Raw genomic sequence first — 14663 nt, 5'->3', positions numbered from 1 at the left:
ATCGACGATCAGGGGTTCAAAACGACCACGGGCCGGAAACTATCCCCCAGTTCCCGGCCCGCCATGTTCGTCTGTCTGCCATGTTCAGTCACCATCCGTTACCGGCCAGCGCCGACAAACCATATCCCACAGCTCGATAAGAAAGCGCACATCCCAACCGGCCCGATGCTGACGCGCGATCTTGCTTCGAGCCGCCCGACGCAATTCTTCGAGAGCCTCTATCAATTCCTGCCGACGCACCATCAAGGGCGCGAGGCGTTCGCACAGCAATTCGTCAATATGTCGGATGCGGAATCCCGGCTGCCCCTTGCCGGCGGCATAAAACAGTTTCTCCAGCCATAAATTATCGTAGACGTTGGCATCGGAAAAGACCTGCCGACCCAGCAGGGCGTCGTTCAGCAGGTCGCAGACCCTGTCCATGGGCACTCCTTGTTCGAGAAGCTGACGCCGCGACAGGCCATGCAGCAACTCGGAATCGTCATCCCAATCGATACAATCGTGGCACTGGGAGGGGGAAATCAGGCAACTGCGGATATCCTCCACACTGCTGCCCCAGGCCACTTCGATAGGATAAGAAAACCCGGACAGGCTGGAGGCTTCAAAATCGATAAAAACCGGCTTCTTCTCGGTTGTCATACCCTCTCCTTGCCGGCACGTCGGGCCAACGCCCGCCGAATATCCTCGACACAATCGTAAGGAATGCGCAGATTGCCGCGCCCCCCTCCGATCACGATGTCGGAGCCTTCCACCCCATGATAATCGGAACCACCGGTGACAATAAGTTCGCGCCGTCTGGCTTCGGTTATGTACCAGTCGATATCGGCATTGGTAGAGCGATTGTTGTAGGCCTCGATGCCGTCAAGTCCCATGTCGGTGAACACATCGAACAAATGGCGCAACTGCTGACGGTCGTCGGTAATATAGGGGGGATGAGCCAATGAGGTGATGCCGCCGGCGTCATGAATAAGAGCAATGGCTTCATCCATGGGAAAGTAACGTTTAGCGACATTGCACGGAACCAGATAGCGGGCAAACGCTTCTTCGTGATTACGTGCGTAACCGTGGTCGATGAGGACCCTGGCGATATGCGGACGTCCCAGGGTGCCTTCGGCATGCTTCTGCACTTCGGCAAAACAGATAGGCGCGCGCCCTTCTTCGGCCAGTTTCCCGTTGATTCGCTCGACGATACGTTCATTGCGCCCGGCGCGAAAGTCGCGAAACTCCTTCAGGGCGGCCGTTAACCCGGGATGCCGATGATCTATGCCGTAACCGAGCAGGTGAATATCGCGATAGGATTCCCAGATGACCGACAGTTCTACGGAGGACAGCACTTCGATACCGTAAGTGCGGCCGGTCTGCATGGCCTCCTCGACCCCGTCGACATTGTCGTGATCGGCCAGGGCGGCGGCGGCCAGTCCGGCTTCCGCCGCCCGCCGAATGACCTCGGTCGGTGCATATAGCCCATCCGAACAGTGGCTATGCAAATGCAAATCGACAAATTTCTCCATCCCTTATCTCCTGTCGCCTGTCGTACCTGCGGTTATCCCCGGAACCGATATGTCCACAGGAAGCAGAGCCATTGAAAACCTGCCCTGCTTCCGTAACGAGGGTTTTTACGTCACATGCCGCAAATCACTTGCGCTTCACCCGAAAACCGGCTTTTTCCCAACCTGAAGTATCCGCCAGGGAAGCTTTCTTGCTTTTTTTCCCGGGGCTTTTGCGCGGCCGCTGCGCCGAATCCGGTTCGGGCTGCGCCTCTTTGATGGACAAACCGATGCGTTTACGGGCCGCGTCGACGGATAGCACCTTGACCTTGACGATATCGCCGACCCGCACCACCTCGCCAGGATCCTTGACAAAGCGATGCGCCAGGTGACTGACATGCACCAGCCCGTCCTGATGCACACCGATATCGACGAACGCGCCGAAAGCAGCCACATTGGTCACCGTCCCGGACAGAATCATGCCTTCCTTCAGATCGCTGATTTCACGCACATCGTCGCGAAACGAAACGGTCTCGAACTGACGCCGGGGATCGCGGCCGGGCTTCTTAAGCTCCTCGACGATGTCACGCAAGGTCGGCAAACCGACGGTTTCCGTCACATAGCGTTCAAGCTGCACACCGGCAACCTTATCGGGCGCGGCCACCAGTTCCGCCACCGACAGCCCCATATCGGAGGCCATGGTCTCCACCGTTGGGTAGTTTTCGGGATGAACGGCGGTATTGTCGAGGGGATTTTCCGAACCGCGAATACGTAAAAAGCCGGCCGCCTGCTCATAGGTTTTGGCACCGAAACGGGGGGTGTTCAGCAGGCCCTTGCGCGAGCCGAAAACGCCCTGGCTTTCGCGATACCGCACCATGGCCTTGGCCAGGGACGCGCCGATACCCGACACATAAGACAGCAAGGCCCAGGAGGCGGTATTGAGATCGACGCCAACGAAGTTAACGCAGCTCTCCACCGTATCGTCGAGGGCTTTTTTAAGCGCCGGCTGATTGACGTCATGCTGATATTGGCCGACCCCGATGCTCTTGGGATCGATTTTGACCAGTTCCGCCAGAGGGTCCTGCAGACGGCGGGCGATGGAGATGGCGCCGCGCACCGTCAGATCCAGATCGGGAAACTCCTCCCGGGCGATATCGGATGCGGAATAGACGCTGGCTCCCGCCTCGTTGACCATCACCACCGGCAGCTGCACGCCGGCGTCGCGGAGAGTTTCGCGTACGAACAGGTCCATCTCGCGCCCCGCCGTCCCGTTGCCGATGGCGACCATTTCGATGCCATGGGTCTGAATCAAACGCAAAAGCTGCGCGCGGGCAGGCTCGATCTGGCTTTTGCCGGTATGGGGATAGATGGTGGCGTCCTCGAGATAGCGACCGGTGCCATCAACCGCCGCCAACTTAGAGCCGGTGCGCAGGCCGGGGTCAACGCCCAGTACCCGGCGGCTGCCGGCCGGCGGCAGCAACAGCAGGTTGCGCAGATTGTCGGCAAACACCCCGATAGCAGCCTCGTCGGCCCGCTTTTTGGCCTCCAATCGCAACTCCACTTCAATGGAAGGAGCGATAAGGCGGCGGTAAGCATCGATGGCAACATCTTCCAGCAAGGGCCGGAAAATACTCTCGCCCAGCAGAAGACGGTTTGCAAGACGTTGCAACAACTCCTCTTCCGGGGCGACAATCGACAAGCGCAGCACATCCTCTTTTTCCCCCCGGCGCATGGCCAGCATACGGTGGGAAGGCACCTCGCGCAGCGGTTCCTGATAATCGTAGTACATCTCGAACTTGCTGACCTTGCCAGCAAAATCGGGGGCCACCTGGGAACTGAACACACCCTGCTCCCAGGTCAGTCGCCGTACCACGGCACGCATATCGGCATCCTCGCTGAGTCTTTCCGCCAGGATATCGGTCGCGCCCTGCAACGCCGCAGCGGCATCGGGGACTTCGCCCTGGGCATCGACAAAAGCGGCCGCAGCCTGTTCCAGTGTACCGCTGGTAAGCTGCTGAGCGGCAATGAGATCGGCCAGCGGCTCCAGCCCCCGTTCCCGAGCGATCATGGCCCGGGTGCGACGCTTGGGTTTGTACGGCAGGTACAAATCCTCAAGTTCATTTTTCTGGCGGGTCGCTTCGATGCGGGCAGCCAGTTCCGGCACCAGCTTGCCTTGTTCCTCGATAGAGGCCAGAACCGTGACTTTACGTTCTTCAAGTTCGGTAAAATAAGTCAGGCGCTCTTCCAGGGTGCGAATCTGGACTTCATCCAACTCGCCGGTACGCTCTTTACGATACCGGGCGATAAAAGGCACCGTTGCGCCTTCGCGCAGCAGAGCGATAGTGTTGACGACCTGGCTGGTCTGCAGTCCGGTCTCTTCGATCAGGTAGCCGAGTACCCGGCTATCCTGTTGTGGGTTCAGTGCCATTAAAATCCTCCAGTGTATAGTCTGTACGGGGGCGGATTCTAACATGCCCGCCGCTGCAGGAAAAGCGCGTAGTCCGGGGGAAACACATATCAACGACGCCGGAGTGCGCAGGTCCCTTGACGAGGGGGCGCTTTCCAGATAAATTGGCTGACTGCAACTTGCCGCAAAGGAGCGTACATGCCCCCCCTTCTCGAAGTTCGTAATCTGCGCACCTACTTCTTCACCCAAACCGCTCTGACCAAAGCTGTGCGTGGCATCGACTTCACCCTCCACGCGGGCGAAACCCTGGCATTGGTAGGTGAGTCGGGTTGCGGAAAATCGGTCACGGCCCTGTCCATGCTGCGCCTTGTCCCGCCCCCGGGACGCGTTGTGGAAGGAGAGATCCTGTTCCGGGGCGAGGATCTGCGCCTGTTGCCCGAAACGGAAATGCGCCGCATGCGCGGCAACAAAATCGCCATGGTCTTTCAGGAGCCGATGACGGCACTTAACCCGGTTTTTTGCGTGGGCGAACAAATTGCCGAGGTGTTACGCGTTCATCAGGGACTCAAACGAAAGCAGGCCTTAAAACAGGCCGTCGCCTTGCTCGCCCAGGTCGGCATTTCCTCGCCAGAACGCCGTTGCCGGGAATACCCGCATCAACTGTCCGGCGGCATGCGCCAGAGGGTGGTCATCGCCATGGCCCTGGCCTGTCGCCCCCAGCTGCTGATTGCGGACGAACCGACCACCGCGCTGGATGTAACGATCCAGGCGCAGATCATGCAACTGCTCGATGATTTGAAAACCCGCCACCAGATGGCCATGCTACTGATCACGCATGATCTCGGAGTGGTTGCGGAAACAGCCGACAAGGTCGCTATCATGCACGACGGTCTGATCATGGAATACGCCGGAGTAACCGACATTTTCGACGATCCGCGCCATCCATATACCCGCAGCCTGCTGGCCTGCCTGCCGAAAATCGGCCAGAAGCAACATCGCCTGGCTGTGAATCAGGACGCGACGACACCTCAAACACCGGCTGCGGGAACCTACCTGGATAACTGTCCGGCGCCTTTCGCACCGGAAACGGGCAAGCTTCCCCCCATGACGGAAGTGACTCCCGGTCACTATGTACGCTGCTGGAGGGATGCATGACCCACCTGCTCGAGGTCAAGAACCTGCGCAAAACATTCCGGGTACCGGCCGGCCCCCTGGCTGCAGGACACCTGACTCTCAAGGCTGTCGACGGGATATCCTTTAATCTGCGGGCCGGAGAAACTTTAGGGTTGGTAGGCGAGTCGGGCTGCGGCAAATCGACTACCGGCAAAACCGTACTGCGGTTGCTGGAACCGGACAGCGGCGAGGTCTATTTCGACGGCGAGGACCTGCTGAGCCTCAAGACAGGGCAGATGCGCACCCGAAGACGGGATCTGCAGATGATTTTTCAGGACCCCTACTCTTCCCTCAATCCCCGTATGCAGGTCCTTGATATTATCGGCGAGCCCCTGAAAATCCACGGACTGGCCAAAGGCCGGGCACTGCGCCAGGAGGTTGAGCGTCTACTTGATACCGTAGGGCTCTCGGCAGCGCACCTCGATCGGTACCCCCATGAATTCTCCGGTGGGCAACGTCAGCGTATCGGCATCGCCCGGGCCCTGGCGTTGAAGCCTCGATTGATTGTGGCCGACGAGCCGGTCTCGGCTCTCGACCTGTCCATCCAGGCGCAGGTGGTCAATCTGCTGCAGGACATTCAGCAACAATTCGAGCTGACCTATCTGTTTATCGCCCACGACCTGTCGGTCATCGAACATATCAGCGATCGCGTCGCCGTCATGTATCTTGGCCGCATCGTGGAACTGACCCCCGCCGAGGAACTCTACAAGGCCCCACGGCACCCGTACAGCGAAGCCTTGCTCAATGCGGTGCCTGTCCCCGACCCGCATGTTCGCCGGCAGAAACGCCCCCTGGCCGGAGAAATCCCTTCTCCGCTCCACCCACCGGCCGGTTGCCACTTTCACCCGCGCTGCCCCTACGCCCAGGAAAAATGCCGCCAGCAGGCTCCCGAGCTGACCGACCAGGGCGGCGGCCACCTGGCCGCATGCCATTTCAGCGACCAGGTCGGACGTTATCGTATTGCGCGTTGAGAGCTAATCCGACGGCATCTGGCGCAACGGCTCGAAAAGGTATTCAAGGCCGTTGACCTTGATCTCATGCACCGCCTGCAGCATGCGCCCCAGCTTACCCGGAGGGAACCCCTGACCGGCAAACCACACCACATACGGTTCGGGCAGATCGATAAGGCGACAACCTTTGTACTTGCCGAACGGCATGCGCATTTCGATCAGTTCCAGCAGTTTTGAAGAATCGAAGACTACAGGTTCCATGAGGGCTCTACTCCAGCTCCGCAAGCAAGGCGTTAAACAACGACAACTTGCGGCATTTTTTAAGTTTATCGATAAGCTGTACAAAAGCGGGGTCATCGATCAGCTTGAGAATCTCACGGAGCTTGCCCAGCACCTGGGTGTCACCGCAAAACCGTTCAGCATATCGGTCCGCCACCTCTGTCAAATACCGACGCAACAAAACGGCACGCTGCCGCCGGTTCGGCCTGGCGGGTGCTCTGCGCCGCAACCGCTCAAACAACAAGGGATCGGCAATGGCACCACGCCCCAACATCAATCCGGCAATGTCTGTTTGCTCCAGCAGCCGACATCCGTCGGCCGGTTTACGGATATCGCCGTTGGCGATAAGCGGCAGACAGGTGCGCTTGGCCACCGCCGCCGTAATAGCGTGGTCGGCCTGCCCGTCATAACCCTGCAACACCGTGCGGGGATGCAGGATGAAAAAATCGACGCCGGCATCCTCCAGCATGGGCAATAACGAAAAAATCTGGGTGGGATCCTCGTACCCGGCCCGCAGTTTGACGGAGAAGGAACCGCTGACCACCTTGCGTAAGCCAGCCAGCATCGGTGCGATACGTTCCGGTTGCGCCAGCAGATTCCCCCCTACCGCCGCACTGGTCATACGCCCGTGAGGACAACCGAGGTTCAGATTGATATGCCGGGCGCCGGCCTGTTGAGCGGACTGAGCAGCAATGGCCAGCGACCGGTCATCGTGCCCGATGAGTTGCACAACCAAGGGCAACATTTCACAACAATCTGCACTCCACTGCCGCCCGGGAAAAACCGGCATGCGCCCGGGAGCCACCCGCACGAATTCGGTGAACAACACGTCGGGATGGCCCAAACCGGCCAACACCGCCCGCAACGCCATATTGGTCAAACCCTGCATGGGGGCCAGCATCAGCGGCTTTTGCCCCTCGGGCCAGGGCAACCGCCTTGCAGGTGAGCTTATGTCGGGATCAAGCATAAAAAACTCTCAGTGGAAGAAAACAAAATCGTAAAGGGACGCTAGCTGGTGTGCATCCGGAAACTCAGGATGAAAACTAGCTGACAGCGGCCCGAAAAAGACAGAATAACGGAAAACGGACTGGCACCGCCAGCCCCTTTTCCGTTTCGCTTATCATCGGTTACGCCTTTCACTCCTGCAAAAAAGAGATCCCGAAAAAACCGTCGATGATATTTCCATAAAATCCGTCCGACATTTTCACTTCAAAATCGCCACTCGTTATAGCACCACCCCGCCCCCGAGCATTCCTGGTTCAAAACAAGCCACCCCTCCAATCCGATTGAATCCAAACAGCACGCGCCTGCGTTGGAAGTCCCGCAGAAACAAGGAACGGTTATTGACCTGGGGCATCCGTCCCGGAGTGGGACGGGCCTCCCACACTGGGACAAGGCGAACATGCGACCAGAGCGCACCTATTTAAAAAGACCTTTCTTAAACAATTTTAAATTTTTAAAATTCTATTTTCAGACAAGCGTTTACGCGATTTTTTTGATTGAAATGACTTGCGTCGAAAAAAATTTTTATCAATCGGCACATCGCTTGCTAATGTCAATGACAGAAATCAACAGAACGCTGTTTAAGGACTTCCCACAGGTGAAGAAGTGAAATTATTTGAAAAACTTTCATCTGAAAAATGGAACATCTTGGCTACTCTTATCCGCTCCACCCTCATACTTATGCAGTTGTTTCAGACAAAAAACAGCGCCGCTAAGTAGTACGTTTATTTTACCAACAACAACCAATTGTCATTTATCTAAAGAGACTTACAAAACTTTAAATTTTATCCGCCAGGACATCTCTGAGATATAAACACTTACATTGCTTCGATATTTTACAGGTGACCGACATCGAGTTAGTTGGCGAAAAACACCCGCACGACAGAAGCAAACCGGACGCAGAAACCAACATAACCAAAGTCACCAAAAATAGCCATACTAGAACTACGTTTTATTGTTTTCAAGGATCATTAACTCTTCATAATTTGCGTTATTGATCTTATTACAGGGCGATGGTGCCCATTTTACCAACCAACATCATGGAAAGGATCTACCAAATGGCAGACAAGAAACTGGCAGGAAAAGTTGCAATCGTTACTGGTTCGGGCCGTGGAATCGGCAAAGCCATCGCCACGAGATTGGCATCTGACGGTGCAACTGTTGTAATAAGCGATGTCATGATGGACAACGCGCAAAAAGTTGTAGCCGAGATCGAATCTGCCGGTGGAAAAAGCATGGCAGTCGAGGCCGACGTGACCAACCAGGCGGATGTTGAAGCGCTTGTGGCTAAAACGGTTGAACAATTCGGAAAACTGGACATCATGGTGGCAAACGCCGGCATAGGTGTCGTAAAACTGGGGGTCGATCACACCCCCGAAGATGTCGACAAACAGCTCGCCGTGAACGTCAAGGGCGTGATTCTCACCGACAATGCAGCTGCCAAGCAGATGATCAAGCAAGGTCATAATGGCCACCTGGGTAGCGGCGGCAAGATCATCAATTGCTGCAGTATCGCCGGCCACTCGGGTTTCGCATTCCTGCCCGTTTACAGCTGCTCCAAATTCGCCGTTCGAGGATATACCCAGGCCTTTGCCAGAGAGATGGCCGAACATAAAATCACGGTCAATGGATACTGCCCGGGCATCGTTGGCACCGACATGTGGGACCTCATCGATGAGAAGATCGGCGCGTACACCGGCGCAGGCAAAGGAGAAACCCTCAAGGCGTATGTGGACAGCGCCATTCTCGCGAAAGAAGTCGGAAATCCGGAGCAGGTTGCCGGGTACGTATCCTACCTCGCGTCCCAAGATGCCGACTACATGACCGGCCAGTCGGTTATGATCGACGGCGGAATCGTTCTGAACTAAACCCCTTCTTGCCTCCCCCTTTGCTGCCTTCTGGGGAGGCGAGTCTCGCCCCCTCCGCCTCTAGCTGCCATTAGAGGAGGAGGGGGCTACCCTCTACGCTCCAGCAAAAGCGACATCCCCCATACATGGTTCAAACTACCCCCCATCACTGCGAAACGACAGAAAACATGGTAGAATAACCAACAAGCGGCAAACGGCACCAAGCGACCCCAAAGCCCGCTGACAACACCAGGCAAAATCTCCGCGGGAAAACATCCGATAGAATATGGTTTGACACTAATTATCCCTTAAAACTATACTACTTAGAAAAGACTACACTCAAAACACAGCCCACCCGACAAAACATCGTAACAGGTTATTATTCACACGTATTTTTTGGCAGCCATGGCTCTCTTAAATCAAAAGCAACATATCGAGAAAGTCTACTCAGCGGTCGCCCACACCAACGGCGCCGTGACAGCCTCTGTTGACGCACCGGTACTCTGTTCCTGGCAGCGCAGCATGAATCAGCACGGGATCGATCCCGCCGATGCGGCTCGGGTCAGAATACTTACCGAACGCGAGTTTAAGGAACAAGCGGAGGCGGTCGACGACTTTTTACGTATCGCACGGCCCGCAGTCAGAGAACTCTTCCGCCAGGTCTCGCCTCACGGCTACTGCGCCCTGTTGTGCGACCATAACGTCACGACCCTTGATTGGCTCGGTGACGATCAACAGGCCCGGGAATGGAAAAAAGCCGGCCTCTACCTTTGCTCGATCTGGGCCGAAGAGGAAGAAGGCACCTGTGCCGTCGGTACCTGCCTGGTCGAAAAGCGAGCCATCACCATCCACAAGGGCGAGCACTTCCGGGTTGTCAACGCCGATCTGACATGCTCTGCGGCACCGATACTCGATCCTTTTGGCGAGATGCTGGGCTTGATTGATATTTCGGCCCTGCGTTCGCCCGACTCCAAGGAGAGCCAGTATTTTGCCCTGCAACTGGTCAAACAGACAGCCCAGCTCATCGAGGCGGCGTATTTTTATCATCAATTTGAAGATCAGTGGCTGTTATGTATCTGCAACAATCGGGAAATGGCTGCGGTAAACAAGACCTGCCTATTGGCTCTGGACGGCAACGGAACCGTGCTTGCTGCCGATCAGACGGCACGGCAACAATTTGGCGGCGGCATTTATAAAACTATGATCGGACGCGATATCGGTGATATTTTCGATATCAAATTCGACCAATTTATCGACGTTGCGGGCAAATCGAACATGACATGGCCCATCCGGACCATTACCAATGGTGACTATTACTTCGCCACGTTGCGTTCACCTCAAGCTATCGGCATCAAATCGATCCAGAATCGTCCCGCCCCAAAAGCCAAGGCCACACCACTTAAAGAACTTTCCGTCGCCGAGCCTCTGAGCCTTGACCTCCTGGCCGGTGCCGACCGCCGATTGAGAGAAATCGTTACCCGTGCCAAGCGGGTCCTGGACAAAAACATCCCCATATTGCTTAACGGTGAAACCGGTACGGGCAAGGAGGTGTTCGCGCGCGCGATTCACAATGCCAGCAGCCGGGCCAATAAACCGTTTGTGGCGATCAACTGCGCATCGATTCCCGAATCGCTCATCGAAAGCGAACTGTTCGGTTACACCGCAGGCGCCTTCACCGGAGCGCTCAACAAAGGCATGCAGGGCAAGATCGTGCAATCGAACGGCGGCACCTTGTTTCTCGACGAGATCGGCGATATGCCGACCAGCTTGCAGCCCCGCTTGCTGCGGGTGCTTGCAGAAAAAGAAATCACTCCCCTGGGAGGCGCCAGTCCCATCCCGGTACGCTTGAATGTGATCTGCGCCACCCACCGCAACATCCGGGACATGGTGGCCGAAGGCAGTTTCCGGGAAGACCTCTTCTACCGACTTAAAGGCATATCCTTTGTCTTGCCGCCGCTGCGTCAGCGAACCGACCTCGCTCAGCTTATTCGGCTGGCTCTGGCCATCGAGGCAAATACGGAGATCGGTGCGATCGCCATAGACGAGGAAGCGCTGAATCTGCTGACCCGCTATGACTGGCCGGGAAATATCCGCCAGTTGCGCAACGTTTTACGTTATGCCCTGGCCATGTCCGACGGTGACGGCATCATCTCGACCAGTTTGCCGGAAGAGGTTACGGATCCGGAGCTGACGGCTCTGCTACCGCCTATGGAAACCTCCGCACCTGAAAAAATGCAGTCTGCGGCACAAGAAGAACATTCGTGGAGCCCCATGGAACAGGCGGAAATAGCACTCATTCTGGATGCCTTGAAAAAACACCAATGGCAAGTTATAAAAGCGGCGAAGGAAATCGGCATCGGTCGATCGACCATGTATCGTAAAATGGAAAAGTACGATATTGTCCCGCCCAACAAACGCCCATAACTCGAACCCCCATCACCGTCGTCAACCTCCGAAGCTGTAAACAGTCCCCCCATTAACAGCCCCCGCCCCCCTTCCCTGCATCGATCCCAACGCCGAGGCTTCCATTGTTCATCAACTTGAGCGAAATAAATAATCCGGTGAAATTATTATCGACTTTTTCCTGCCTGACTCAGTTATCAGAGCCCGAGGAAATTTACTTTCCCGGGAATTTGCGCTACATTGGCGGCGTTGTATTTTAATTGGTGATATGAAGTAATTGGGCATGGGGAGAGAATTTCAGAAAAAACCCGTCCGTACGGAAGCAACCTGTGCGGACGGGTTTTGTTTGATATCCGATGTAGCGAAGTGGTGTGATTTTATGACGAACAGCCAAAAAAAACAGCTTGAACAGAAACTCTGGAATATCGCCAACGAACTACGCGGCAAGATGAATGCTGACGAGTTTCGTGACTATTGCCTGGTGTAAACATCACCCCCCTCAATCCCCCCTGCCTTGCAGGGGGGAAGCAAAGGCATCATCCCCCCTATGAAATAGGGGGGAAGTGAGCGTAGCGAGCAGGGGGGTCGAGCAGGGGGGTCGAGCAGGGGGGTCGAGCAGGGGGGTCGAGCAGGGGGGTCGAGCAGGGGGGGGTCCGACACAGGCGCGCAATGAAAACCTACACCCGAAAATTGATCCCACGCGCTCGTGAAATGCGTTCGAACATGACCGAACCGGAAAAACGGATGTGGTATCAGTGTCTGAAGCAGTTGCCGCACCGATTCCGGCGGCAACGCCCGTTCGGCCCTTATATTGTCGACTTTTACTGCGCCTCTCACAAGCTGGTCATCGAAATTGACGGTGAGAGCCATATGCCGGGTGAAGCTCAGGCCTACGATGCCGACCGCACCGTTTATTTACAAGGCCTCGGTCTGCACGTTGTCCGGTTCAGCAACAGAGAAGTGATGGAGAATATTGAAGGGGTTTATGCGCGATTGGTGGAGATATTGGGACCCCCCTCTGTCCCCCCTACTTCGCAGGGGGGATAAAAAACTAAACGGTATCTCCCCTACTGCGCAGGGGGAATAAAAGACAAAAACAGTATCCCCCTTATTTATAGGGGGGAAGCGAGCGTAGCGAGCAGGGGGGTCCGACGCAGGGGGGTCCGACGCAGGGGGGGAAAGACAGGGCAATGCAATCTATTCGCGAAAAATTTAAAGACCTTACCCACGAAGACCTGCGGGACTGGGCCGGCGACAGGATCTACCAGCGCGGCAAAGACTATACCTCTTGCGTATCGCAGCTTTCGCGAACCGAAGACGGCACGCTGGTCGCGTGGGTTTCCGGTAACGACGAGTATGCCACCTGGGTCCGGCACGAGGGGCAGGCTGATTTCGATTACAACTGCACCTGCCCTTACGATTACGGTCCATGCAAACACGCCGTGGCCGTATTGCTGGCGGCGGCCTCCCGGATCAGGCAGCGCAAGGAGATACCGCTGCTTGCTCCGGATGACGAGCTGTATCTGGAGGCCTTCGAAACGGCACAGGATGATTGGGACGATGAAGATGACACCGCACCCTCTTTCGTCCCGCCGGCACCCGGTACGATCAAATCTGCACAAAACCTCGAAAAGCTGCTGGCGGAAAAATCCCGCGACCAGCTGCAGCGCTTGCTCGTAAACCTGGCCGGCGAGTTTCCCGATGTGGCCCGGCGAATTCGCGAGAAGGGGCAACTCGAAAGCGGAAAGGTGGACCAGCTGGTGCGCTCATTGCGCAAGGAAATTCGCAAACTCACGGCCCAGGAGGCCTGGTATAGCCATTGGGAACATCGAGGGAACCTGCCCGACTATTCCCATCTGGAAAAACAGCTGCTGGCGCTGCTCAACAATGGCAACGCCGATGCGGTGATGGAGTTGGGAGAGGAACTCTGGACGCGCGGCATTGAGCAGGTGGAGCAATCCGATGACGAAGGCATGACCGCCGAGGCGATTTCCGCGTGTCTTGCAATCGTCCTTAAGGCGTTGCCGCAAACATCCCTGTCGCCTGCTGAACAATTGCTGTGGCTGGCCAAGCATGAACTTGACGATCAGTACGGCTTGCTCGGGGATATCGATTCGATTGTCAACAATCCGCGTTATACGCCGCAGCACTGGCGCGAGGTGGCTGCGGCCATCGAGGAGATGCTCGGTCGATTGAAGGTGTCGAAAACGAGTGAATTCTCGAAACGGTATTATCGTGAGCGACTGGTTCTCCGGCTGCGCGATGTCTACGTTCGAGCGGAGCAAACCGCTAAGGTTATCCCCCTGCTGGAGCGAGAGGCACCCCATACCCACTGTTATAAAGAACTGGTGAAAGCTTTGCGTAACGCCGGGGATTTTGACCGGGCGCGAGCATGGTGCATCAAAGGTTTTCGGAAGACCATTAAAAAGGCCCCCGGTATCGCCGACGGTTTGCAACGCCAGCTGCGAAAACTCGCCACGGACGAAGGACGTTTTGATCTGGTTGCCGCTTACCGGTCCCAGGATTTTTTCAGACACCCTTCGGATGAGGCTTACCTTGCCTTGAAGGAAGCGGCAGAGAAAATCGATGTCTGGCAAGCGGTTCGTTGTGCTGTGCTCGATTATCTTCGGACGGGAAATCTGCCCGTCAAAGACGGATTTCATCTCTCGTGGCCTTTGCCGGTGCCGGAGATCGAATTCGAACAGGCCCAAACTCCTTCACGACGTTTGAATTTCCCGAATTGGGAGCTTTTGATCGAGATCGCCATTCTGGAAAAACGCCTCGATGATGCGGTAGCAATCTACCAGGAGCGACCTGCCGCCAGACATTGGGGCTACAGTGTCGATGAGGCGTTGGCCAAGGCGGTTGCCGCCAGTCATCCCGATATCGCGTTGCGGATTTGGCACACGATCGCCGAAAGCCTGATCGGGCAGGTTAAACCGAAGGCCTATAAGGAAGCAGCCAAATACCTGCGCAAAATGCACCAAGTTTTTCAACAGACCGCCCGACAAGGCGATTGGACAGCGCTGATCCAGGATCTGCGTATCCGTCATAAAGCCAAGCGCCGCTTGATGCAGGTGTTGGATGAGTTGACGAAAAACCGTAAGCTGGTGTGATT

The 14663-nt window shown here is 56.1% G+C and carries 11 protein-coding genes and 1 pseudogene; 7 read left to right on the top strand and 5 right to left on the bottom strand.

The window, feature by feature from the left end; translation table 11 throughout:
• Positions 1-84: 84 nt before the first annotated feature.
• The 3 genes from PCAR_RS05375 to PCAR_RS05365 form a co-directional block, all read right to left on the bottom strand.
• Positions 85-636 carry a hypothetical protein gene (locus tag PCAR_RS05375; protein ID WP_011340632.1) on the bottom strand — a complete coding sequence of 184 codons (552 nt, stop codon included), beginning with the start codon at positions 634-636 and terminating at the stop codon, positions 85-87.
• Positions 633-1508 (bottom strand): PHP domain-containing protein, encoded by an 876-nt coding sequence (locus PCAR_RS05370; protein ID WP_011340631.1) that lies wholly within the window; start codon positions 1506-1508, stop codon positions 633-635. The genes PCAR_RS05375 and PCAR_RS05370 overlap by 4 nt, the downstream gene beginning before the upstream one ends.
• 124 nt (positions 1509-1632) lie before the next feature.
• A complete protein-coding gene (locus PCAR_RS05365) occupies positions 1633-3912 on the bottom strand; it encodes a Tex family protein (RefSeq protein WP_011340630.1) in 2280 nt (759 codons plus the stop codon).
• A 177-nt stretch (positions 3913-4089) separates the two neighbouring features.
• Between PCAR_RS05365 and PCAR_RS05360 the strand changes: the two genes are divergently transcribed.
• Positions 4090-5046 (top strand): ABC transporter ATP-binding protein, encoded by a 957-nt coding sequence (locus tag PCAR_RS05360; RefSeq protein WP_011340629.1) that lies wholly within the window; start codon positions 4090-4092, stop codon positions 5044-5046.
• Positions 5043-6035: an ABC transporter ATP-binding protein gene (locus PCAR_RS05355; RefSeq protein ID WP_011340628.1), complete on the top strand. Its 993-nt coding sequence runs from the start codon at positions 5043-5045 to the stop codon at positions 6033-6035. Before PCAR_RS05360 ends, PCAR_RS05355 begins: the two co-directional genes overlap by 4 nt.
• 3 nt (positions 6036-6038) lie before the next feature.
• Here PCAR_RS05355 and PCAR_RS05350 read toward each other — a convergent pair whose 3' ends face one another.
• Positions 6039-6275, bottom strand: coding sequence for a DUF3820 family protein (locus PCAR_RS05350; protein WP_011340627.1), 237 nt, complete (start codon positions 6273-6275; stop codon positions 6039-6041).
• Between the two features lie 7 nt (positions 6276-6282).
• Positions 6283-7260, bottom strand: coding sequence for a tRNA-dihydrouridine synthase family protein (locus tag PCAR_RS05345; RefSeq protein WP_011340626.1), 978 nt, complete (start codon positions 7258-7260; stop codon positions 6283-6285).
• 1093 nt (positions 7261-8353) lie between these two features.
• On the opposite strand from PCAR_RS05345, the gene PCAR_RS05335 reads away from it, so the two are divergent.
• The 5 genes and pseudogenes from PCAR_RS05335 to PCAR_RS05315 all read left to right on the top strand — a co-directional run bounded on the left by PCAR_RS05335 (position 8354) and on the right by PCAR_RS05315 (position 14661).
• Positions 8354-9163, top strand: a complete 810-nt coding sequence (locus PCAR_RS05335; RefSeq protein WP_011340623.1) for an SDR family NAD(P)-dependent oxidoreductase — start codon at positions 8354-8356, stop codon at positions 9161-9163.
• 384 nt (positions 9164-9547) lie between these two features.
• Positions 9548-11566, top strand: a complete 2019-nt coding sequence (locus PCAR_RS05330; RefSeq protein WP_011340622.1) for a sigma-54-dependent Fis family transcriptional regulator — start codon at positions 9548-9550, stop codon at positions 11564-11566.
• Between the two features lie 358 nt (positions 11567-11924).
• A pseudogene (locus PCAR_RS18875) lies at positions 11925-12026 on the top strand (type I restriction-modification system subunit M N-terminal domain-containing protein); the annotation flags it as partial.
• Between the two features lie 188 nt (positions 12027-12214).
• The gene (locus tag PCAR_RS05320; protein WP_011340621.1) at positions 12215-12592 is read left to right on the top strand and encodes an endonuclease domain-containing protein; all 378 of its coding nucleotides are present in this window, start codon (positions 12215-12217) and stop codon (positions 12590-12592) included.
• 143 nt (positions 12593-12735) lie between these two features.
• Positions 12736-14661 carry an SWIM zinc finger family protein gene (locus PCAR_RS05315; RefSeq protein ID WP_011340620.1) on the top strand — a complete coding sequence of 642 codons (1926 nt, stop codon included), beginning with the start codon at positions 12736-12738 and terminating at the stop codon, positions 14659-14661.
• Positions 14662-14663: the final 2 nt, after the last annotated feature.

Origin of the sequence: Syntrophotalea carbinolica DSM 2380 (assembly GCF_000012885.1) — a bacterium.
In the GTDB taxonomy this organism is placed as follows: domain Bacteria; phylum Desulfobacterota; class Desulfuromonadia; order Desulfuromonadales; family Syntrophotaleaceae; genus Syntrophotalea; species Syntrophotalea carbinolica.
Note: the sequence above shows the minus strand (reverse complement) of the source record. Positions and strands in the feature narration are given on the sequence as shown.